The 22,808-nt window shown below is 56.7% G+C and carries 18 protein-coding genes and 3 pseudogenes; 15 read left to right on the top strand and 6 right to left on the bottom strand.

Translation table 11 applies throughout. From position 1 onward, the window contains the following. Positions 1-39 precede the first annotated feature (39 nt). The 5 genes from BMON_RS02290 to BMON_RS09430 all read left to right on the top strand — a co-directional run bounded on the left by BMON_RS02290 (position 40) and on the right by BMON_RS09430 (position 5,397). Positions 40-1,608: an ABC transporter permease subunit gene (locus tag BMON_RS02290; protein ID WP_033513679.1), complete on the top strand. Its 1,569-nt coding sequence runs from the start codon at positions 40-42 to the stop codon at positions 1,606-1,608. After that, the gene (locus BMON_RS02285) at positions 1,608-2,525 is read left to right on the top strand and encodes a sugar ABC transporter permease (RefSeq protein ID WP_081882792.1); all 918 of its coding nucleotides are present in this window, start codon (positions 1,608-1,610) and stop codon (positions 2,523-2,525) included. The genes BMON_RS02290 and BMON_RS02285 overlap by 1 nt, the downstream gene beginning before the upstream one ends. A 69-nt stretch (positions 2,526-2,594) precedes the next feature. After that, on the top strand, positions 2,595-3,440 hold the full coding sequence (locus tag BMON_RS02280; RefSeq protein WP_051917781.1) for a phosphatase: 846 nt from the start codon (positions 2,595-2,597) through the stop codon (positions 3,438-3,440). 86 nt (positions 3,441-3,526) lie between these two features. After that, the gene (locus tag BMON_RS09435) at positions 3,527-4,336 is read left to right on the top strand and encodes a substrate-binding domain-containing protein (protein WP_161786352.1); all 810 of its coding nucleotides are present in this window, start codon (positions 3,527-3,529) and stop codon (positions 4,334-4,336) included. Continuing rightward, positions 4,333-5,397, top strand: a complete 1,065-nt coding sequence (locus tag BMON_RS09430; protein WP_081882790.1) for a LacI family DNA-binding transcriptional regulator — start codon at positions 4,333-4,335, stop codon at positions 5,395-5,397. Before BMON_RS09435 ends, BMON_RS09430 begins: the two co-directional genes overlap by 4 nt. Here BMON_RS09430 and BMON_RS02270 read toward each other — a convergent pair. After that, positions 5,346-5,828, bottom strand: coding sequence for a hypothetical protein (locus tag BMON_RS02270; protein WP_152595819.1), 483 nt, complete (start codon positions 5,826-5,828; stop codon positions 5,346-5,348). The genes BMON_RS09430 and BMON_RS02270 overlap by 52 nt on opposite strands. 248 nt (positions 5,829-6,076) lie before the next feature. Here BMON_RS02270 and istA point away from each other — a divergent pair. From istA to BMON_RS10305, 3 pseudogenes are all read left to right on the top strand, one after another. After that, positions 6,077-7,541 (top strand): annotated as a pseudogene (gene istA, locus BMON_RS02265) (IS21 family transposase). Beyond that, positions 7,538-8,322: pseudogene (gene istB / locus BMON_RS10640) on the top strand (IS21-like element helper ATPase IstB). The pseudogenes istA and istB overlap by 4 nt, the downstream one beginning before the upstream one ends. Positions 8,323-8,434: 112 nt before the next feature. Then, positions 8,435-8,761 (top strand): annotated as a pseudogene (locus BMON_RS10305) (ISL3 family transposase); the annotation flags it as partial. A 117-nt stretch (positions 8,762-8,878) separates the two neighbouring features. On the opposite strand, the gene BMON_RS02250 reads toward BMON_RS10305, so the two are convergent. After that, positions 8,879-9,703 (bottom strand): EcsC family protein, encoded by an 825-nt coding sequence (locus BMON_RS02250; protein WP_161786311.1) that lies wholly within the window; start codon positions 9,701-9,703, stop codon positions 8,879-8,881. 194 nt (positions 9,704-9,897) lie between these two features. Between BMON_RS02250 and BMON_RS02245 the strand changes: the two genes are divergently transcribed. Further along, the gene (locus tag BMON_RS02245) at positions 9,898-11,094 is read left to right on the top strand and encodes a hypothetical protein (protein WP_033512293.1); all 1,197 of its coding nucleotides are present in this window, start codon (positions 9,898-9,900) and stop codon (positions 11,092-11,094) included. Between the two features lie 238 nt (positions 11,095-11,332). Here BMON_RS02245 and wecB read toward each other — a convergent pair whose 3' ends face one another. The 3 genes from wecB to BMON_RS09160 are packed head-to-tail and all read right to left on the bottom strand — an operon-like array spanning position 11,333 to position 14,066. After that, on the bottom strand, positions 11,333-12,319 hold the full coding sequence (gene wecB, locus BMON_RS02240) for a non-hydrolyzing UDP-N-acetylglucosamine 2-epimerase (protein ID WP_202805437.1): 987 nt from the start codon (positions 12,317-12,319) through the stop codon (positions 11,333-11,335). Next, the gene (locus BMON_RS02235; protein ID WP_051917780.1) at positions 12,249-13,034 is read right to left on the bottom strand and encodes a nucleotidyl transferase AbiEii/AbiGii toxin family protein; all 786 of its coding nucleotides are present in this window, start codon (positions 13,032-13,034) and stop codon (positions 12,249-12,251) included. The genes wecB and BMON_RS02235 overlap by 71 nt, the downstream gene beginning before the upstream one ends. A gap of 9 nt (positions 13,035-13,043) precedes the next feature. Next, complete coding sequence (locus BMON_RS09160) at positions 13,044-14,066, bottom strand: type IV toxin-antitoxin system AbiEi family antitoxin domain-containing protein (RefSeq protein WP_081882786.1); 1,023 nt, start codon at positions 14,064-14,066, stop codon at positions 13,044-13,046. 443 nt (positions 14,067-14,509) lie between these two features. Between BMON_RS09160 and BMON_RS02225 the strand changes: the two genes are divergently transcribed. Both BMON_RS02225 and BMON_RS10235 read left to right on the top strand, forming a co-directional pair. Beyond that, positions 14,510-15,961, top strand: a complete 1,452-nt coding sequence (locus BMON_RS02225; RefSeq protein WP_162176683.1) for a hypothetical protein — start codon at positions 14,510-14,512, stop codon at positions 15,959-15,961. Between the two features lie 2 nt (positions 15,962-15,963). Continuing rightward, entirely contained in the window at positions 15,964-16,743 is a 780-nt protein-coding gene (locus BMON_RS10235; protein WP_052122202.1) for a hypothetical protein, read from the top strand. Positions 16,744-16,779: 36 nt separating this feature from the next. Here BMON_RS10235 and BMON_RS02210 read toward each other — a convergent pair whose 3' ends face one another. Beyond that, a complete protein-coding gene (locus BMON_RS02210) occupies positions 16,780-17,721 on the bottom strand; it encodes an acyltransferase domain-containing protein (RefSeq protein ID WP_033512295.1) in 942 nt (313 codons plus the stop codon). 392 nt (positions 17,722-18,113) lie between these two features. On the opposite strand from BMON_RS02210, the gene BMON_RS02205 reads away from it, so the two are divergent. The 4 genes from BMON_RS02205 to BMON_RS02190 all read left to right on the top strand — a co-directional run bounded on the left by BMON_RS02205 (position 18,114) and on the right by BMON_RS02190 (position 22,784). After that, complete coding sequence (locus BMON_RS02205; RefSeq protein ID WP_033512296.1) at positions 18,114-19,427, top strand: extracellular solute-binding protein; 1,314 nt, start codon at positions 18,114-18,116, stop codon at positions 19,425-19,427. A gap of 175 nt (positions 19,428-19,602) precedes the next feature. Continuing rightward, positions 19,603-20,601: a carbohydrate ABC transporter permease gene (locus BMON_RS02200; RefSeq protein WP_237745291.1), complete on the top strand. Its 999-nt coding sequence runs from the start codon at positions 19,603-19,605 to the stop codon at positions 20,599-20,601. 68 nt (positions 20,602-20,669) lie between these two features. Then, the gene (locus BMON_RS02195) at positions 20,670-21,506 is read left to right on the top strand and encodes an ABC transporter permease subunit (protein ID WP_033512393.1); all 837 of its coding nucleotides are present in this window, start codon (positions 20,670-20,672) and stop codon (positions 21,504-21,506) included. Between the two features lie 123 nt (positions 21,507-21,629). Then, entirely contained in the window at positions 21,630-22,784 is a 1,155-nt protein-coding gene (locus tag BMON_RS02190; RefSeq protein WP_051917777.1) for an ROK family protein, read from the top strand. The last annotated feature ends 24 nt before the right edge of the window (positions 22,785-22,808 follow it).

Genomic DNA, 22,808 nt, shown 5'->3' with positions numbered 1-22,808 from the left:
CGCCGATTCACATACGCGGATGGTCCGTCGGCGGAGCCCATGCTGACTCTGGGGCGGACCACATCCATCCCCGCGCTTCTTACCAAAATTATCTTCCTCGGGCTCGTGCTTGGTCTTGCAGTGGCCATCGTCCCCGCACTCATTTCCATGAGGAGCTGGACGATGCTGGCGATTCTCGTGATTACCGTCATTGCCGTGTTCACCATCTACACGACTCGACATTGTGTGCCCGCCAAGTATCTGTTCCCGGGGACGTTCTTTCTTGTCCTGTTTCTTCTGGTACCGGTCATCTACACCATCCAAATCTCCACCACGAACTTCGGTGACGGCACAAGGGCGTCTAAGTCGGAGACCGTCTCCTCCATCGTGTCGGCATCGGTCGTACGTGACGACTCACTGCCGACGTACACGATGAGCATCGGGGTTTCCCGTCACGGGGACACGACGGATGATTATGTGCTTCTACTGGTGAACTCGACGACGGGAAGGACGTATCTGGGCACTACGGATCGTCTGTCTCTTATGCCCACCGCACAGGTCACCGTGAAGAAGGGACGAATCGTCGCTGCTAAGGGGTATCGCATTCTTACCGCCGAGCAAGTCAATAACGCTGGTGATGCCATCACCGGGATGAGCGTTCCCGTAAACGCCGGAAAGGGCGTGGCCATCCACACGTCGGGCATCAGCTCCGCGTATACGGGAACCGAGAACCTCGTCTACGACTCTTCCGCCGATACCATCACCGACAGATCCACGGGCGACGTGTACTCGCCTAGAATGGTCAACGGTCGCTATCTATTCGTCGATCCCCAAGGCCGGGCGGTGTCCCAGCGGTCATGGCTATCCTCCGTCGGGCTCGCGAACTACACCAGCTTGTTCACGGATTCCTCGATACGCGGACAGCTCCTGACGACGTCCCTCTGGACGCTTTTCTTCGCGGTGTTCTCCGTGGCGGGGACTTTCCTTGCCGGTCTGCTCATCGCCCTGCTGTTTGACGAACCGCGGATGATAGGGCGTAAAGTGTATCGGTCTCTCATGGTAGTTCCCTATGCGGTGCCGACCTTCATCGGCTTCCTTATCTGGTCCACCTTTTTCAACAAGGATTTCGGCCTTGTCAATCAGCTCACCGGTCTTCATCTCGACTGGTTCGGCAACGCCTCGTTGGCGAAGATCGCCGTTCGCACAGCCAATCTATGGGCGGGAATTCCCTACATGTTTCTCATCTCGACGGGAGCTCTGCAATCTCTCCCCGCGGATGTTGTTGAAGCGGCGCGCGTCGATGGCGCCAGGCCGATACGGCTGTTCTTCCAGATCAAGATGCCTTTGCTTCTGGTGTCGGTGGCGCCTCTGCTAGTATCATCCTTCGCCTTTAACTTCAACAATTACAATGCCATCGCTTTGATGACCCAGGGAGGTCCCTTCTCGAGTGATGGTAGTCTCTTCGGCGGAACGGACATCCTCATATCGGGAATCTACCGTCTGGCCTTCGGTGGCAGCGGAGCACGCTTCGGTCTGGCCGCGGCGGTGTCCGTGCTCCTGTTCTTCATTACGGCATTGATGGCGATTATCCAGTTCAGATATACAAGGAAGCTCGAGGAGATTCTGTGATGCAGCGAAGTATTTTGGACGCGCGGCGCCACCTTCCCCATGTACGCAACGGCATGGAGATTCCACGAGGTACTGCATGGTGGCGACAGATCGGATGGAGACATGTCGTCGGGATCGGCGTACTGGGGTTCATGCTCTTTCCCGTGTTATATGTCGTTTCGGCCTCGTTCAACCCCCTGGGGTCCATCGCTGGCGGTTCTCTGATACCAAGGTCGTTCACCTTGGAGTTCTACAGGACCATGGTGAACGGTTCAAAGTATCCATTCATGCGATGGTATGGTAATACCCTGCTCGTCGCTCTGGTGGTGGCTGCCTGTGAGGTCATGTTCTCGACGATGGCCGCCTATTCGTTCTCCAGACTCAGGTTCAGGGGACGCAGGGGTGGGTTGCTTTCCGTCTTGCTCGTTCAAATGTTTCCACAGTTCCTTTCTGCAGTGGCACTCTTTACCATGATGTCGCAGCTGGGCCGCGTGCTGCCGGGATTCGGACTTAATACTCTTACAGGATATGCCCTCATTCTTATGGGCGGAACTATGGGAAATGTCTGGCTCATGAAGGGCTTTTTCGATTCAATTCCTCATGAGATTGACGAGGCTGCGGAAATTGACGGAGCTGGGCATGTCACGATTTTCGTTAAAGTTCTGCTTCCCCTTGTCACACCGATTTTGGCTGTTAATTTTCTTCTCACGTTCATTCATGTGATCGGGGAATACATGCTTGCTGCGATTTTCCTCACTGATGACAAGGTCAAAACTCTTGCCGTCGGCCTTTACGGGATTATTGAGGGAGATCAAAGCGGGAATCTCGGGCTCTTCTGCGCTGGCTCGATACTGCTGTGCATTCCGGTTGTGCTTCTCTTCCTCTATCTGCAGAAGTACATCACCTCGGGGATGACAGCCGGCGCGGTGAAGTCATGATGGGAATTGATATGTGCCGGGGGCTGGGTGGAATCGGGAACTTCATAATGATGCAGAAAAGGATATGCGGTGATATATAACGACAAGCAGATGACGATGTCCGTGGACGTTCTTCGCAGGGATCTCATCGAACGTAGAATCGCGGGTCGAGTGCCAACTGATAGAGCCAGCAACATCAATAATCTACGGGCGCTTGCCCGCCGAGACCCTCATTACATGTTCGGAGTGGATATTCATGATGAATGGAATGAGGAGACACTATTGGGTCTTATGCACCGAAGAGTGGGTATAAGCGACAATCCGAATTTTGATGAAGGACAGGACATCATTGATCCTGCCCTGACGGTCAGTGCTCTGGAACGTTATGCTCAGATGATTCGCGACTCCGTCTCCCGGAGTGATGCGTTCCTGTTCGCCACGGGACATCCTTCTTGTCTTGCTTGGATTTACGCTTCCCTAGCGAGAGCTGTGCGCGCACAGGGATGTCCTGTTATCTCACTCGAGACAATTACTGGATCAGACAATCCCGTTACCGGGACGACGTTGACAGTCGCCGAACCCGAACCCGGCGAGGTTCGACAGGTCGAAGGGGTGATGATGCGTTATAGGAACGGGAATCTAATGCATACCCACGAGCCGGGTTTTATGGAAGAGGTTATTGGCTGTCTTGATGCCACGGGAGTTCATCCGGGACTGGTGGTCGCTGATCATGGTTGGGCCGGAGCGTCGGGAAGACACGGATATCGAACGATCGGCATAGCTGATTGCAATGATCCGGCACTTTTTGTGGCTGAAGCTCAGGATGAGGTAGAGGTATGCGTTCCGATGGACGATGGAATGCCACCTTCCCAGCTTCAGGGGATTGTGAGATTCATCCTTTCCCGGGCGGGTTTGAAGGACCCGGCCAGGGCGTGACTTCAATCTTTGATTTTTTGGGAGCATAATGGCATAGGAGTTATGAAGATACGCCCGTACGATAGGGGATGTCCGAAGGAGGGGACGTGAATTTTGATGTGGCCGTGTCTGACGTCTATGAGCCAGTCTCTCTTGAGCTACTCCATCGGATACTTGCGGAGCCTTTGATACGTAGCCTGCATCCTTCGGTTTCCGCGTGGTCGTCAGGCCGGGAATTGTCGGTCGTGGAGGATCCTGACGATGGCGCGGCGGTGGTCATTGGTGGTGGCGCAGATCGACTTCCATTATCTTCCGGGCCTTCTGCCATGTTGACGATTCATGTCCCTGATCTTCGCGGGCGTGTTGTTCTCGTGGCCGATAATCGTGACGCTTACGAAGCATGCATGATGCATCTTGACGAATTGGGACATCGACGAGTTGTTTTTCTTTGCGGTGATCCGCAGCTCTTTGGAAACAGGGGCAGAAAGCGTGATTTTCGTGAGACTTTGATTCGGCGTCGGACAGTTCTCACCCCCATGTTCGTCGATGTCGACCATACTTCGGATGCCGCAGCCAACGCCCTTCGGATTCTTCGCGGGCGTGGGACTACGGCAGTGGTTTGCTCGACTGATATGCTGGCTTCCGCTGTCATTCACGAAGCCTGCCGTTTGGGACTAAGAGTTCCTGAAGACTTGTCAGTCGTCGGATATGGAGATTCCTTCGAAGCCGCTTTGCAGTCTCCGGAGCTCACAACCATTCGGATGCCATTTGCGAGAGTAAGCAAGGCTGTGGCTCAGATTCTGTATGAGTATTCGGTTTCCAGATCAGTTGATGTAGATCGTTTGTCATTTCGTTCGGAGTTCATTATCAGACAGTCGACAGGTCTTTGCCCGGAGGATGTCGGTGAAAACTTATGACGCATCAGACGAACGATCGAAGTGAATCCAGTCCTCTTGGAATGCATGGGAGGCAGCGCGTTACTCTTGCTGATTTGGCTGCGAAAACAGGTTTGAGTTCGGCAACTATTTCGCGCGTTCTCAATGGCAAAAGCGTGGTCGCGTCTGATACGAGGAGGACCGTGCTCAATGCACTCGACGAGTTGGGATACCGTCGTCCTCCCGCCGCTCAGCCACACTCCGATGGTTTGGTTGGTGTGATTCTTCCTGATTTGGACAATCCTGTCTACCCTCAGTATCTGGAATCCATAGAAATAGCCCTCAGCAGACATGGATACGGCTCCCTTCCATGCTCTCAGAAATTTTCAGGAACTAGTGAAAGTGACATGATTTCCAGACTGATCGATTATGGAGTCGTCGCCGCCATCTTTATCGACGGTCTTCATGGGGATACGACATCAGACAAATCATCGTATGTGCGCCTGCATAATTCAGGGGCGCGTTTGGTTCTTATCAATGGATTCTCTCCTCAGGTACCCGGGGTGTTCATCTCCTTGGATAACGTCTCGGCAATGAAATCGGTGGTGGCTCATTTATCGGATCTTGGGCACAAGGGCATCGGTCTTGTCATCGGACCAGTGCGGTATCTTGACGCGCAACGTAAAAAGTCAGCATTTCTTGACGCGATGCGAGGACACGATCTTGGTGCTTTCGCTCGGTGTATATCGTCTCTGTCGAGTGTTGAGGGAGGGCAGGCGGCTGCCATCGCGCTCATCGACCAAGGATGCACGGCGTTAGTGTGCGCTAATGCGTCGTTGGCGCTTGGAGCTCTTTTGGCTTCTCATTCGAGAGGTTTGCGTGTTCCTGAGAATCTGTCAATCGTGGGTTTCGATGATTTTTCTGCGGCGCCATACCTTGACCCCGCTCTGACGACGATCAGACAGCCGATTATTCCCATGAGTTCTGCGGCGGTTTCGGCGATTGCCGACAGTGGTTTCGCGCAGGATGCCGCATCCGCAGAGCTGATGTTTCAGTCTTCGTTGATTGTGAGACGTTCTACGGCGGTACGTTCGTCAGATTGAGTTATTGACTGTGCGTTCTTTCTTTTTCTTTCTAGAGAATCGAACCCTCGATAGCGTCGTGAGAACTCCCGCGTCATCCACGGGTCGGGAACCCAGACGAACGAGTCGTCGTCGACGGCGTCTCCCGCAGGCGAAGAATCGATACGGCATCGGGCGATGGCATCGACGAAGGCCTCCATGCCCTTGCGCCCGAAGGGATATGGCGTCGTGCACCAGACGGGGTCGATCTCCAGGACGACGGGCGTGGCATCGTCTTCCAGTATCCCGAGCAGCAGGCTCACCGGAGGAGGAGGGAGGTGGCGGTCGTCGGCCGCCGATTCTGCCACCAGGGTCCGGGCCAGGGTCCTGGCCGTGGCGGCGGCGACGTCGAGAACCGCCTTGCGGTGGCCGGAGTCGAAGCACGCCCTGTCGAACACGGTGACGACGTCCATGCCTCCCGGCGTGGGATGGGCGCATACGCCCGAACAGGCCACGGCCGTTCCCGTCGCGGGATCGACGACCGCGCACCATGTTTATCATCGTTTTGATTGGGGCGTGAACGTCACCGGAATCAGGCAGTGTGATTGCTTGATTTGATCGGTTTGAGCGGTGGTGTCTTGTTAAAGAGAGACATCGGCCCGTCGTCCCGATGGATTTCCGAGTGCCATCAACCATGTTCAAGGTTCTCGGGAGGGAAGGAATGACGGTACCGATGCCCATCAGGGGAGGATATCAGGAAATATGAGATGGAAGGGCTGTCGCGTTCGGCGATAGCCAGGCGTCTTGGCATTTCGCGCAACACGGTCGCCATAGTCATGCGGATATGGAGGATTTCTCGCCCAAGCCCGAGACGCGTCCCGCGCAGTCGAGGAGCCGGGTCGAGCCGTACGCCCGGGTCGTGGATTCATGGCTGCGCGCCGATCGGTCGATGCCACGTAAGCAGCGGCATACCGCCAGACGGGTGTTCGATCGTTTGGTCGCGGAGCAGGGGTTCGCTGGCTCGTATTCGTCGGTGCAGCGTTGGGTCAAGCACTGGCGGCAGGAGCATCGCGCCGAGTCGGAAGGGTTCATGGAACTGGCGTGGGCGCCCGGGATTGGTCAGGTCGATTTCGGGTTGGCGAAGGCCGTGATCGCTGGCGTGGAGCGTGACGTGCATGTGTTGGTGGTCTCGTTCCCGTTTTCGAATATGCGGTTTTGCGTGGCATTGCCGGGCGAGAACGCGGAATGCGTGTGCTCGGGGCTGATCACGGTGTTCGAGCGGATCGGCCGGGTGCCCAGGATCCTGGTGTTCGATAACGCGACCGGTGTCGGGCACCGGTTCGGTCGCGAGGTCACGATGACCGGGGTGTTCAACGCGTTCCAGGCGCACTACCGAATCGGCGAGGTAAGGTTCCGCGAACCCGTACTCGGGTCATGAGAAGGGCAGCGTGGAGAACGCGGTCGGGTTCCTGCGCCGCAACCTGATGGTGCCCATGCCCCGGGCGGAGAGCCTTGATGCGTTGACGCGCATGCTCCTGGGACGCTGCCAGGGGCTGGCCTCGCGCGGGCATTACCGCAAGGAGGGTACGATCGGCGGCCTGTTCGAGCAGGAGAAGGCGGCGATGCTCGCCTTGCCTGGCGTGTCGTTCGATCCGGTGCGTTGGGAGATCAGGCACGCGGATACCACGGGAATCGTCACCGTGGACGGGGTGCGTTATCTGGCGGGCGCCAGGTATCACAACATGGGCGTGCACGTGGGGTTGCGCGCCTTCGACGTGGAGATCCGATCCGTGGACGGCACGACCATCGTCAGGCTCGGTCGGGTCCATGGCAGAAGCGCGGCCACGGTGAGTGATCCCGCGTCGATCCTGCCCGTGGTGGCCAGAAAGCCCCGCAGCTGGCGGGAAAGCCCATTGCGCGCTGATTTTCCCGAAGCGGTGCGCGACGCGTTGGACGTGATGGATGACCGGGAACGCGGCCTGCTGCTGCGGGATATCACCGCATCAAGCCAGGCAAACGGGTTCATGGCCACAATCCGGGCGTGTCGCACGATCATCGAATCCGGCCGCGAACCGGCCTCGACGGCCATTGATCAGACCGCCGGACGGATCGCTCAGGGCGATGACGAACCACACGGGCCCGATCTGACCCGTTACGACCGATTCATGAAGGAGGCACACATATGAGCACCGCGATCGTGGCGACCACACGCCGCCCGCGTGGCGGGCGAACCGTCGGCAAAGCGACCATCGACGAGGTCATGGACCTCTCTCGTAATCTTCCCCTGACCCGTAGCGTGCTCAAGGCAACCCTCCAGGATGCCACGCCCGGCCGGCCGGGCCTGCTCGACGGCTTGTTCAGGGCCGAAAACGCGAGCCGGGAGCAGTCACGGCGTCTGAGACTGCTCAAACACGCGGTCTTTCCCCAGGCCAAGGAGCTCGATGGATACGATTGGAGCACGACCGGCTTCCCCCAGGGACCGGGGCGGGAATGACCTGCTGACGCTCGATTTCATCGACAGGGCCGAGGATCTCGTCCTGTATGGGGACGTGGGATGCGGCAAGACTCATCTGGCCATCGCGATCGGCAGGCAGGCATGCAGAAGCAACATCCCCGTCAGGTTCTTCACAGCCGCGGGACTGATCATGAGCCTGAGAAAAGCCAAGGACGAGAAACGCCTCGACCGTGAGCTTGCAACCATCGGCAGGGCCGATCTCATCATCATCGACGAATTGGGCTACCTGCCCGTGCGCCTACGACGGGGCCGGCCTCCTGTCCCGGATCATCGCCGACCCCTACGAGAGGAGGAGCATCATCTTCACCTCGAACCTCGAATTCAGCCGGTGGGGCGACGTGTTCGGCGACGGGGACATGGCCGCGGCCGTCATCGACCGCATCATCCACCACGGCAGAATCATCCGCTTCACCGGCGAATCCTACCGAAACACCCACTCACTCATGAAATAACCAAAACAACCACCCACGACGACGGCCATCGGCCGCCGAACCTGCGCAAATCAAGCGCACGTCCTGCTCAATTCCGGTGATTTTCACGCACAACTTGACACGGTGACACACAGCCTGCCAGATGCGCGAGACCCTCCAGGACATCTACGCCACCAGCACGAGCCGGATGCAGGCCGAAGCCGGGTTCCGGACATGGTGCTCGTGGATGATGCACTCCCGTCTGGAACCCATGAAAACCCTCGCCCGCCGGATCCGTCGTCACTGGCAGGACATCCTCACGTATTTCGACCACCGGTGCACCAACGCGATCCTCGAGGGATTGAACAGCATCATCCAACACATCAAAACCCGAGCCCGCGGCTTCCGCAACATGGACTACTTCTCCACGATGATCTACCTGACCTGCGGCAAGCTCGACCTAGCCACCGTCACCATATAACCAGCCTCACCCACACCAAACAGCGAAAGGCCTATAGCTTATAGAATGGTTGGCTTAACGTGATGGATTGTTCAAAGCCACCAACCGAGATGATGGGAGTTCTTCCGTAGTGCTCTGTTATGCCTTGTACCGCGGGCCGTCCACCGCGAGGGATTCTAAATCAGACAGGTCTGCCTTGAGTGACTCCTCCGTGTATGCAAAATGCGCTTCTTCGAGGGCATCAATCAGGCGGTTGCCCATGGGGCGCATCATCGCGAAGGTCATGCCTCCCGAGATGGCTCCGCCAAGTAGGGGGACGAACTTGGAGACGCCTCGGGCGAACACCTGCTTCGTCATTTTGATGCCGAGTACTTTTGCGATGGACTTGATCAATCGAAAATACAGCGTTTTTGTCAAGGCCTTTTTCGGCAGTGTGGACATCATCTGTTTGGCGATTTTTGCGGTTGCGGCCCGTGCTAGCGATGTGGCTCCTGAGACACCGAACATAACGCCGCAGAATACCGTGAGCTGATTTCTGACCCGCCCATCATCGGGCAGGCCGTTTTGGAAGAGATCGGGTTCGCCGTAGAGATAGGCTATCTGCTGCGCCATGCGCAGATCCATGGCATAGAACTGGGCGATATCGGCGGGTATGGTTGCCGCCATGGTCAGCCCGCCGGGCAGGCCGGTGAGAAATGACATGCCGCTCGATTGCAGTGTGGCAGTGTCGACGATTCTGCTTGCTATGGCTCTGAGCTCAGCCTGGGAGATTCCGGCGTCTACGGGGCCACTCGCGAGTATATCATTGACCGATTCCAGCGGTTTAGTCCGGAATTGTTCTCGTAAGAAAGACTCCCTATCGATTTTAACGCCAGGGATTTTGAGTGCGGTAACCAAGACGTCGTTGAAGTCGATTTGTCTGGTGTCACGCTTGCTCACTGAATCGGCTGTGTTGGCAGTCATGGTGGTTCCCCTTTGAAAAGCCTTCATCTGTATCTTCCGTTATGACTATACCGTCTGCTCGCTGGCGAGCATATAAACTCGTAGGGGCGTCGCCAATGCTGGATGTGGCGAGCCGGCTATCGCGGAATGACTAGAATAATGTCCCGGTAGGCAACGATGAGGTTACTTGTAATTAACGATATGAGGGGGAAGATATGGGGTCTGCGGTTGGTCTGTTCCAGACGTATCATCAGCGGGAGAATGTGATTACTGACAATGTGGTGTATTTCCTCAAAATGATACAAAAACTGGATGGGCGATCATATGACGCTCTTCTTGTGGAGCTCTTTGGCGATGACGAGTCTCAGGCGGACTTTGATGATGTTTTTGAACTTCAGCCGGCATCGTTAAAGCAGCATGCGCATTCCGTGCCCGATGCTTGTATTGAGCGTGATTCCTATAAAATAGTCGTGGAGACAAAAGGGAATGGGGCGAAGTTTACAGAGCCGCAACTTGAGGGGCATATGGAGTATCTTACGGCTGAGGGGAGTACCGGCCATAACGAGCACAAGGATCATCGCCTGCTGCTTACTCTTGATGTCGGTGCTTTTCCCGCTGATTTGCTTGAGAAGACAAAACGAGCGGCGAAAGACAATAGTGTTCAGTGGAATCATCTGACATTCGTGGATCTTGCGTCCCTTGCTCGACAGGCTTGCGCGGAGACCACCAGCGAAATCCTGCTGAATATTCTTGATGAATTCGATAATTATCTTGATTGTGAGAAGCTCATCCCTTCCACTGATGTGATTATGAAAATGGTGTTGGCTGGCAAGGCACATCAACTCAATGAAAATGCGTCTAGTAACGGCTATGGAGTGTATTTTCATCCTGCTGAGCGGCGAGGCTATTCTTTCAATCGGAACGCCAGTATGTTGGGCATGTATTGGCAGAAGTCCATCCGGGCAATCGCTCGTATACAGACCGTAGCGAAGATGGTGAACGGTGACGTGCGGTCTGCTCAGGTCATATTTTCAGAACCCGATGTACCGATAGCCGACGAAGATGAAAGTCAAAATGCTGAAACCGAAGTCGGTCCCATAACGACGGCTACCGCTCTTTCCGAAGACCAGATCGCCGCTGCCTCACATGCCATCGACAGGGCAGAGCGTGAATTTGGCTGGAATCTGCACCATGAGCCATATTATGTCTATCTGACGGAGCCTTTTGTGCAAACCGACTTCCCCAAGACAAGTCCACGGGCGCCATTCGGAGTCAGGCTCTTCAACCTTGACGAGGAGCTACACCTCGATGAAAGTTCTTCTTCGAGCACCAGGTCAAATCCCACAGTAGGAGTCAAAGATTTATGCACTCAAGAGATTGCTGACAAGCTGAGAAACTGTAGTTGGAAATGATGATGGGGCCGGTGTCATTAGCCGTAACGGCGAATACATGACCAACGGCAATCCTCGCAAGCGATTCGGGTTGGGGGCCAAGTCGCAGCCTGTCATCTCCAAGCTCATCAGGCGCTGCGTCGAAAAGGATCTGATTCGCCCTCTTGACCCTGACACTTCACCGCGATACATGAAGTATGTGCCGTCATGGGCATAGGAGCGGAATCCAACTTTCCTCCACCTTCCATTGCACACTCCCTTACCTTGGTTTGAAATTGCTCATCGACAAGTAGTCCCGGCAGATGCTCACGATGCGTTCGGAGGCATGGCCGTCACCGTAGGGGTTGTGGGCCGTTGCCATGGCGTGGTATTTCTGCGGGTCGTTCAACAGGCTGAGCATGGCGTTCTTGACTGCCTGGGTCGTTGTCCCGACTATTTTGAGGGTTCCGGCCGCAACGCCTTCGGGGCGTTCGGTGGAATCGCGCAGCACCAGCACCGGCTTGTTCAGCGAGGGGGCCTCTTCCTGGACGCCGCCAGAATCGGTCATAATGAAAGAGCTGCGCGCGGCGATTCCATGGAAATCAACCACGTCTAACGGGGCGATGAGATGGACGCGGTCCACGCCGTCAAAGACCTCATGGGCGACGCTTTGCACGCGCGGACTCAAATGCACGGGATATACGACATCAAGATCGGTCGTATTCCTGACCACGTCCTTGATGGCCTTGAAGGTGTCGCGCATCGGCTGCCCCTGATTCTCTCTTCGATGCATGGTGAGCAGGATGAACCTATGGTTCCGAGGTATTGCCGTGAGGACATCGTGGTGGTAATCGTCACGAATGGTGTATCGCAGCGCGTCGATCGCCGTATTTCCGGTGATGAAAATCTGCGATTCAGGGTGGTGCTCCCGCAAGAGATTGTCCTTGCTGAGTTGGGTCGGCGCGAAATACAGATCCGATATGTCGTCGGTCAGCATACGGTTCATCTCTTCGGGGTACGGAGAATACTTATCCCAGGTCCGAAGCCCCGCCTCAACGTGGCCGACGGGTATCTGGTGATAGAAAGCGCTCATACTCGCCGCCATGGTGGTTGTGGTGTCTCCATGCACCAGAACCAGATCTGGTTGTTCCTCCTGCAGAATCGTGTCGAGCCCGAGAATGACCTTGCTGGTGATCTCAGAGAGCGTTTGCTGTCGCGTACCCTCCGCCCCAGAAGGAGGGCACGGTGAAAGCAGAAGGCAGATCAAGCTGACGATGTGTCCTTTCGCTCAATATCGCGGTCCTGAGCAGCACCGCGTCGATGTCATATGTATTCGCAATGATGACGAGGTCGACGAGATCCTTCTCCCGGCTTGATGGTCTGCCGTTATACAGTGCGATTGTTGCGCACACTTTGTCAGCGATTTGATCGACTACTGGATACAGTCGGTAAGGGTAGCTTTTCAATTTTGGGAGATGCAGGGCATTCTTTGGAGCGGAGATTTCCACTTCGCCAGTTGTTGCTTCCCGCGTGACAAGATCAATATGGATACTTTGTTTTTTCTGCACCCCTATGTAAACGTCGAATTTTACTCGGTATCCGTCGGTGTATTCGGTATTGGAACCCTCAAGCGTCTTGGTGCGGCCCGTATACTCAAACCGGAAAAAATCACTCAAATCGATAGATGCCAGAGTCCGCAGTTTCTTTAGAGCGTTGTCAAGCGACAGTTCCGCGTTGAACAGGTCGATGTCCATGGTGGCCCGGGCTGAAGGAATTCGCGCCAGCATGCTTGTGCCTCCCTTGAGTACCCATTCTTGGTTTCCCGCTTGGGAAAAAATGCGACTCAGAAACCGGCGGAAATATTCTAGACGGATTCGTTCGTCGACTGAGGTGGTGGGGTCCTCTTGGAACGCTTGGTTTGCCGCAGCTTTGATTGCTTGTTCCACGGCCGTGGGGCTGTCATATGAAACATCATGATCCATCTGGATATCCTATCGTCCTGTTTCATGGTTCTGCCGTCTTGCAGATTGTGACAGACAGGTGGTGGATGATGGTCGTTGTGTTGGCGTTCGCGGGATCATCCCGGACGCTACGTTCTTAGTAAATGGCGTGACGAGGTATTCCAGCGCCTTAGCCAGGTTTGTTAGTTGTGTCGCGTCGATGGCGCTCATATTGATCTTGGACAGTTTTGAGGGGTGGAATGCAGCGGATATCGTATCGAGGGCTTGCTGGATTCCTTCCAGCTCGGAACTCTGGTATGCGGTGATAGCTGTGCTGAGGGCTGTGGAAAGCGACTTCAGGTATTGCCCGGTCACGAGTTTGCCCAGCCTGGGGTCGGCGGCGATCGTCCGGGAGAGGGCGTCGTGGCCCATTCCCGCAATGGTGAGAATCTGTTCCAGCAGCGCATGGCCATCTCCTGGCCGGTGTCCGTTGCGTTTGGCCAGCGGGTTGAGTAGTTCGACGAGGCGTGGTTCGTCGATGTTCTGCTGATTGATGGCGTCCCGCAGCATGTTGGCGATGAGGCTGAGGTCATATCGACGTTCGATCATATCGGCTATGGTGCGCTCGGGTGTCGTTACGGGCAGACCCTGTTTCATGGTGACGTCCTGCTCCGGCAGGATGGTGATGCGGTAGCGGGTGTCTGCGCGTTGCGTTTGCTTTCTTCGTGGTGTGGTGAACTCATGGCGCGGTGCGCGTAGATCGCCGATGTCGTGAAGTCGTGCGGCCGATTCGCCGGATACGACGAAATCGATGGGGCGTTTGGCGAGCCGCTCGTAGGCAAGCGCACTCGGATTGGTCATCAGCCAGGCCGCCTGGAGGCTCTCATGCTCGTCGCTGGGGGAGCCCGCGTCGCGATACACACCATGAGCGATGCGGATGATGTCGCCCGCGTCGCAAAGACGGGCGAGGGTCATGGGGGTGACGCCGCACGAACGCGCCTGGCCAGCGGTGAGCAGACCCCATTGGCCTTCGGTGATCTCCTGCACTCTACGGAGGGCTTCGCGACTCTTCATACTTGAACGATAACATTCAGTAGGTTATTTTCCAAGTATATAAGATGGTTTCGTGCACAGTAACATGTTTGGTCAGGTATTGGCTGAACTCAGGATTCTTGTGTCGATCTATTGTTCCGTCCAAGTTCGAACGAAGCCCGCGTCCACTTCACATGATTCCTTCGGGATACATAGTCGTGAACCGCCTGGTCGGCAATTCGATTCAGCATTGATAATGCATAGCTAATCAGAAGGCCTTATGCGACATGCCGGAACTTGCTGCAATACATGGGCCGATAACGGTCCGATAATCATGATTGTTCTCGGGGTCTTATCTGTTACAGGGACACGATTGTTGAAGTGTTCAAATGAGCCACAACGGGGGAGTACCCTTATCGACAAGCATCGAATGAGTTGTGGTCGAGCAGGTGCGACATATCGGATGTGTATCGAGGAGGATGATGATGTCTGACGAAGTCCACGAGGTTTCCGGTTTCGATAACGAGGTATCACAGCGTTATCAGGCCGCGAAGTCCGAGTATCAGAAACTGTTGAAAAGCGACTTCCCAGACTTCGATCCCACCGACTCGGTGAATGAGGGAACTCGATCATTCTCTTCTCCAGCAGAAGACGAGAACATCGAAACGGCAACCTCCGACAATCCCGTGGCATGGGCGGGTCATGCAATCGGACGAATCATGGATTTGAGTGGTGATGGCAAACTAGGCATGGATGACGTGAAAGCCGCCCCAGCTGCTGTCAAACACGCCATTTCCGCGAGTGGCCAGAAGGTGAGCGATGCCACTGCTGGTGTGTTCGGGCGGATTAAACAATCAGCGGAGTCTTTCGACCGTTCAAAGATACGTGATGCGGCGCAGCAGAGGGCCAAGGAGATGACTCAGTCGATTGGGCATATTGATGCTCGCGGAATCGCTGCGGGTGCATTGCATATCGGTGAAACGGCAACAGGTGTCAAGGGGCTCCAGAATCGCAAAGAAGCGAAGGATGTGTTACGCATCTGTCATGAATATTATGACGCTGCGGAAGCTGTCACGGAGCAACGCCGAGAGCAGCTCAACTTCGCCATTACGGAATTCGGTACGTATCGTCTCCGCTCCCTGCATGTGACCGTTGGCAGGTTCCTTAACTATCTCGATTCGCTCAAGCAGCGCAATGCCCGCAAGGAATATGAGATCCTTGCCAGTCTCTCCATCGATACCCGGACCTTGGAGGAGATGAAAAGCGTGGATATGGAGGCATCGAAGGTCTTGGAGACGACGGCCGTCGCTGGGGCTGCGGGGGCGGCCGCCGTACTTGGAACTCCAGCCTTGGTTACTGGGACGGTGGGAGCCTTAGCCACGGCTTCGACGGGTACGGCGATTTCGAGTCTGTCCGGTGTTGCCGCCTCAAATGCGACGCTCGCGTGGCTCGGAGGTGGCAGCTTGGCCGCCGGTGGTGGCGGAGTGGCGGCGGGTGCTGCTGCCCTGACTGCGATTACCGTGGGAGCCACGAGTGTTGTGGCGTTGTTGTCGGCGGGGACTATGGCCTCTTTTCATTATGCGAAGAAGCTGACGGAGGCCAAGGAATACGAGAAGAGTGTGGGAATCGTGGTGGCAGGATGGGAGAAGGCGTGGACCATCATGGACGGTATTTCGGTGCGGGTGGCCGAGCTCAGGGAGGTTACCGAAGAGCTGCGGTGGCGCACTGTCCATCTATTGGATGAACTCGATCCCTTGATTCCAGAATTCGATTTCAACGACAAGGGGTGCGTGACGGTATTCAACAAATGCGGACGCTTTATTAAAACCATGGCAGAACTTGCCCAGACTCCACTGTTGGGTGACGATGGCAACCTCACCGATGAGAGTCTCGAGATTTCGTCCACGGTACGCAAGGTAATCAACACGGAGGTATGACCATGAGCCAGCATGCAATGAACGGGAACGGTAATCTTCACGGGGTGTTTCAGATGTTGGTTGCCGAATTTGGCCCCAGCGTCGTCGATATGGGTAAGCAGTTCCTGGATGACACGTTGCGGAATGTAACGGATCCGAGTGATTCGGGGGAAAGACGTGAGCAAACGACGTCCCAATCCGAGTCGAAGTCCAGACCGAAACCGAAGTCGAAGTCGAAGAACCAGTCGCACGGCACGCAGTCTGCTGGCTTACATAATCAGCCGTCTGATTCGCAGAACGACGACGTACGGTCTAGTCGGGACGAGAATCGTGATGCGTCGGAATCTCGGCGGGATGGTGACGCGCACCAAGCATTCGGACATAACGGTACGACGCCGTCACTTGGAGCTGAGAAGGTCACCATGATCGTGACCGGTACTGACGTCATTGGTGTGTTCAAAACCATTGTTGAACAAGCGGGTGAAGTCAGGAAATTCGAGGAGGTCCAGAAGACCCAACGTGCGGATATCTCCGCCCGGCGCGACATCGCCATTGCGAAAATTGAAGCCCAGAAGGAGGCCCTTCAGTCGTATCTGGACAAGTCCTTCGATGAGCGAAAAGAGAATTTCAGTAAGCTCTTCGCCGTCGTAGACCATGCGCTGGAGACGAACAACATGCAAGAATTGGCTATGAGCTTACAAGGCATTCTCACCCTTGCAGACACGTCGCCATTCAAGGATTTGCAGACCGTCGAGGCCACGGCAACTGCACTCGCTGACCCGAACCACGAGTGGGATTTTTGATGTATATACGTCCGCTTCCCACCGCAATGGACCGACTCACAGCATATCCCTATCGACGTGCTCATTCATCAGTATGCCGCTTGCCACACCGATCTTTCCGCCCTGAAGGATGAACCGCTTCATCGAGCGCTGCAGCGAGGTTCGTTCGGGGAGCTGGGCGATCGGTGCGGGATCGGCGTCGAAGACCCACTCGCGCCAGTCGGGTGCATCGGCGTCGAAACCAATCTGCCGGAAGCGCCGCTGGAACGCGAGTATGTGACTTGATTCGGGAAGCAGCTGGTCGAGAGCGGGGCTGAGCATCCAGCTCGTGCAGTGTTTCGCAATATCGTGCCATTGCGGGAAGTGCTGCCCGGTGAAGGCGTTCCACTGTTGCAGGGATGAGTTGACGGCCTCATCGCGCAAGTCGGCATCGGATGGGATGTGCATATCGATGATCGGGCCGCTCGCATCGGACGGGCTGTGCTCCGGATCCTGAACGAACTCGAATTCCAGGCTGCCCAAGCGGAACAGGGTGAGGCTGAGTTGCCGTATGGTCCAGAAATCGCGGTCGAAGCAGTAGCGGTGGTGGCGGGCGAGGCTTTCGTCCACGAATCTGCTGAAGGCTCCCATCGTGTCGACGAAGATGGCGTCGGGGATGTGCAGAGCCCGATACCGGGGGAGGGAATACCGCCCCGCGGCCTCGAGCATGCAGCACAGCATGGTGAAACCGTCGGGGTCATCGCCGAGCCGTGTCTTGAGTTCCCGCCATGACCGATGCCGTGTGGCCGGTTCGGTCAGCCCAGCCAGGAGTCGTTGTATGGTCCTGCCATTGGCCCCGCTCTCGTCACCCATCTCGAGGGGGTGCGCTGCTCGTATCCGAACCAAGGAGTCAATCACCTCCTGGGGCATCGAGATGGCTTTGGCGATACCGATGGCGTCGGTAGAGCGGTACGGCAGGGTGACGTCGTCGTGATGGTCGAATGTGGCTATGGACTCCATTGATCTACCCCTTTACCGGTCTTCGTTGGGCCATCCCATGCGGAGCTGAAGGCGAGTTCCAAGCGTGGAATCACACCCGGAACCATGATGGGTATTCTACGCGCGGACGGGGAATATATAAGGTATGCGAACGAGTTAGATCCTATTAGTTTACGGGCAAGTAAACAGCCATGCGCATTCGACCCATTGCGGAAATCAAATTGACACACAACCTCGCTATATCTACAATAGTTAGGAAGGCGAACCAATCTGCTGTTGGGTTTGGTGCCGTTGCTTCCTGGCAAGTTGTTCAAAGGAGATGTTGCTGGGAGTTAGGCAGGAACGTGGCTTGCATCTGTTGCCATCACTTTCTGTCGTGTATTGCATCATTGAACGCATACGGAAGGGTCACAATGAGACAGAAGAAAACGATGATCTTTGCGGCAGTCACCGCAATCACATTGGCATTAACCGGATGTTCGATGGGTGGTTCCTCGTCATCCTCAACCGCAGGCTCCACCGATGGCAAGGGTAAAACCATCACCGTATGGGCCATGCAGGGTGACTATTCACCGAAGACCATGGCCGCCATCAACGCGGCCTTCACCAAGAAGACCCAGGCGAAAGTCAAGGTCGAAACCCAGCAGTGGACCGATATCACGACGAAGATCACCACCGCGCTGACCACATCCACGCCTCCCGACGTCCTGGACATCGGCAACACTCAGGTCGCCGGCTTCGCCGCCAGCGGCGGACTGCTCGACATCACTGCGCACAAGAGCGATCTGGCGCAGGGCAACACCTGGCTGAGTGGTCTGGCCGATCCGGCGACCGTTGACGGCAAGCTGTACGCGGTCCCGGCGTTCGGCGCCGCACGGGCGGTCGTCTACAACAAGAAGATGTGGAGTGACGCGGGCATCACCTCGGCCCCGAAGTCATGGTCCGAGTTCACGTCCGACCTCGACAAGGTCGCCGCGAAGAACGCCTCCAACAAGAACTTCACGCCGTTCTATCTGCCGGGCCAGTACTGGTATTCCATGCTGCAATTCGTGTGGGATGCAGGCGGTGACGTCGCGCAGAACAAGGACGGCAAGTGGACCGGCACGACCTCCAGCGCCGATTCCCTGAAGGGCCTCGAACAGTGGAAGACGTTCCAGAACACCTATTCCAGCAAGGCCTCGCAAAGCCTCGACACCGACGAGCCGGATCAGAACCAGCTGCTCGCCGACGGTTCGACATCGGCCATCATGGCCAACAGCGCCGCGATCTCCTCGGTGCAGACCCTCAACTCCACGGTGAAGTCGACCGATCTGGCCACTTTCGCCATGCCCGGTCAGAGTGGCAAGAACCAGCCGGCCATGACCGCCGGTTCTGACTTCGCCATCGCCGCCAAGAGCAAGAACTCCGCCCTGGCGCTGGAATGGATCAAAATCGCCGCCAGCCCGGACATCCAGCAGAAGTGGGTGTTCGGCAAGGATGGATGGCTCCCCAACAGCGTTGAGGGGTTGGACAAGGCGATGAAGTCCTCCGACTTCCCCGAAGTGCAAAGCGGATTCTTCGAGGCCGCCAAGGATTCCAGGGCGACGCCGGGCTCTCCGAACTGGGCGACCATTGAAGGCGACAAGTCCGTCAACTCCTTCACCCAGTCCATCGCGACCGGCACGGCGACACCCGAACAAGCCGCGAAGACCTTCGATCAGCATATGGATCAGGTGTTCGCCAAGTAGTGCTGCAGTATTCGCAGCTCCCGCAATGCCTGTTGTCGGCCTGCCTGCCGATGGTGACGACGTCACCGTCAGGTAGCGACAGGCAGGTCGGCACTGGGCCCACGTCTTCCGGCACTGGGCATCCGCCATCCGACTCGACGTCAGCGTGACCGGTGGATATCACGAAAGAAGGATCATGACCGCTTCGATGAATGGAACCCCTTCGGTCGAGACCATTGAGGGTGAATTGCTCACCCCTTCGCGACCTCCGAGGCGGCGAAGGAAAAAGGCTCGCGCGTTGCGCGGCGATGATGGCCGGATCGCGGCCATACTGTTCGGGCCCACGGGTCTGATTTTGATTGCGTTGGTCGCCGTACCCATCGGGTTCCTGCTTTTCACATCGGTCACCAATTTCAATCAGCGCTCGCTGTTCACGGGAGAGTTCGACCTCGTGGGCATCAAGCAATACACGACCGTGCTGGCCGACAAGACTTTCTGGTTCGCCATGTTGCGCACCGTGCTGTTCACGGCGGCCCTCGTGCTGGGCAGCGTGTTCATCGGCATGTACGTATCGCAGATGATGACCAGGCTCAACAACGGCATGCGATACCTCGTCACCTTGGTGATGATCTTCGCGTGGGCGATGCCCAACGTCGCTTCGTCCATCGTCTGGAAGTGGCTGTTCCAGCCCGGATACGGCGTCGTGAACTGGCTGCTTTCGAGGCTGGTCATCTTCGGCGATATGGTCAACACGTCGTGGGCGAATAATACGACGCTCGCCCTGATCTGCATCTGGCTGCTGGTGATCTGGCAGGCGGTGCCCTATATCGCCATCACGCTCTATGCAGCCACCCTGGCCGCCGACGAATCGTGTCTCGAAGCCGCCCAGCTCGATGGCGCCGGCCGTTGGCGCATCTATTGGCAGATACTCGTGCCCATGATTCAACCGAATCTTCTCGTGGTCACCCTACTTTCCGTCATCTGGGATTTCAATGTCTTCAACCAGATCTGGCTGGTCTCCCAAGGCGGGCCCGCCGGCTCCACATCGACCATCGGCGTATTCACTTACACCAAGGCATTCGTGAGCTTCGATATCGGCCAGGGCTCGGCGATCTCCGTGATCACGGTGGTCGTGTTGCTGCTGCTGACCGGAGTCTATATTCGCAATCTTCTGAAGTCGGGTGAGGATCTATGAGCATGGCCACGACAATCGAACGCCGCACGCCGATGCGCGCGGACACCACCAACAACGACGGGGGAGCGATGAAAGCCAAGCGCCGTATCCGCTGGGATCGGGTCAGAAGCTCGATCGCGGCGGTCGTGTTCTGCATCATCTGGTTCTTCCCGGTCTACTGGATGACGATCACCGCATTCAAGCCCCGCAACGAGGTCATGACCGCGACGCCGGTGTTCATACCGACGCACTGGTCGCTGCAGAACTTCAGAACGGCGATGTTCCAGACCCAGTTCCTGGTCAATCTGATGAATTCGGTCATCGTGACCACAATTTCCATCGTCGTATCCGTCATGCTGGCGTTTCTCGCCTGCGCGGCGCTCACCTTGTACCGATTCAAGGGTCGCCGCTCGATCATGGTCACGATTCTGGCGATTCAGATGCTGCCGGGCACGGCGTTGCTGATTCCGCAGTTCATCGTGTTCAATCAGTTCGGGCTGCTCAATACCTACATGGGACTCATTCTGGCGTACATCGCCTCGGTGCTGCCGTTCTCGATCTGGAATATGCGGGGCTTCTTCCTCGCCATTCCCGTGGACATCTTCGAATCGGCCCGAGTCGAAGGGGCCAGTGAATGGCAGATTCTCCGCCTGATCACGTTCCCGTTGGTGGCTCCCGGCATCATTTCGACGTCGGTCTTTGCGTTCATCGCCGCCTGGAATGACTATTTGACCGCATTCACCTTCATGAAGGATCAATCCAAGTACACGCTGCCTGTTTGGCTGGCGAGCTTCTCGACGCCGACTGGAACGGACTTCGGCGGGCAGATGGCCGCATCGGTGCTGTTCTCGCTTCCCGTGGTCATCTTCTTCATGATTATTCAAGGCAATATGGTCAAGGGGATTACCGAAGGTGCGGTTAAGTGAGTATTGTTAACTTTATCGGCTCATCACTGCAGGACACCGTCCCGCGTGAAGAGCAGATAACGCAGACCGATAATGCCGACAGATAAGGCAGATAGGTAACGCAGACAGGTAAGGAGGCGCACCATGGCACGCAGGCTGCCCGTATTGATTGATGCCCGTGGCTCACGGCAGGCCAACGCCTCGCACCGATTGGCCAGCGCGGCACCTTCCGATATACGGCTGCGCAATCGAACCGCGGTCATGAGGGCCCTGTATCCGTATGATTCGCATTCTCGGGCCGAACTGGCCAAACTCACAGGCATGTCCAAGGTCTCGACGTCGGATGTCGTCGCCGAGCTGCTCGACGACGGTCTGCTGGTCGAAGGGGCGTACAAGACCCCGCACGGACCCGGCAAACCCTCGCAGTTGCTGCGATTCAACGCCTCGTCGGGCGCCATCGTGTCGATCGATCTCTCCGACGTGACCCGGTTGCGTGGGGTGGTGGTGGATCTGTCAGACAAGGTGATGCACCGTGCCGAGATCGCGCTGCCGCACGGAGGCCGACTGGAACCGACCGAGGTGATCGGCCTGTGCCAGCGGTTGCTCGACATGTGTGACGTCAGGGTCATCGGCATCGCCATCGCCACGCCTGGAACGGTGAACGACGAAGGCCTGATCCTCGAGGCCCCCAACCTCGGATGGGTCGATATGGACCTGGCCGATGGTCTTCACGCATTGATCGATTGTCCGGTCGTCGTCACGAACGACGCTGATGCCGCGGTGTTCGCGGAAGGCTATTTCGGCGGTGGGGTATCGGACATGATCCTCGTGCAGATCGCCGATGGTGTGGGCGCAGGCCTGCTCATCGACGGCAACGTGGTGCGTGGCAAGGGCTTCACCGCAGGGGAGATCGGGCATGTCGTGATGTCCGACGGCGTGCGTCCATGTGTGTGCGGCAAAACCGGCTGTCTCGAGACGATCGTGTCGTCGCCCGTGCTCGACGCCGCCGTTGAGGAACGTCCCGATGATGCCGAACGGATCATCGCCCGGGCCGGCGAGGAGCTGGGCAGGGCTCTGGCGATGCCCGTCGCGCTGACCAACATCACGCATGTCGTGTTTTCTGGGCCATCGCGACTCGTTAACCGGACCATGGTGGAAGCCGCGCAGTCCACCATCGATCTGCTGACCAAATCTCGTTTTCTCGACGAGGTCCATGTCGAGCTGTCGACGATCGGTGAGGATGCGGCGATGCTTGGTGCGGCCGGGATGGTGTTGAGACGTGTTCTTGCTGTGCTGTGACGGTGAACCCAGTGTTGTGGACCA

Origin of the sequence: Bifidobacterium mongoliense DSM 21395 (assembly GCF_000741285.1) — a bacterium.
Lineage (GTDB): Bacteria > Actinomycetota > Actinomycetes > Actinomycetales > Bifidobacteriaceae > Bifidobacterium > Bifidobacterium mongoliense.
Note: the sequence above shows the minus strand (reverse complement) of the source record. Positions and strands in the feature narration are given on the sequence as shown.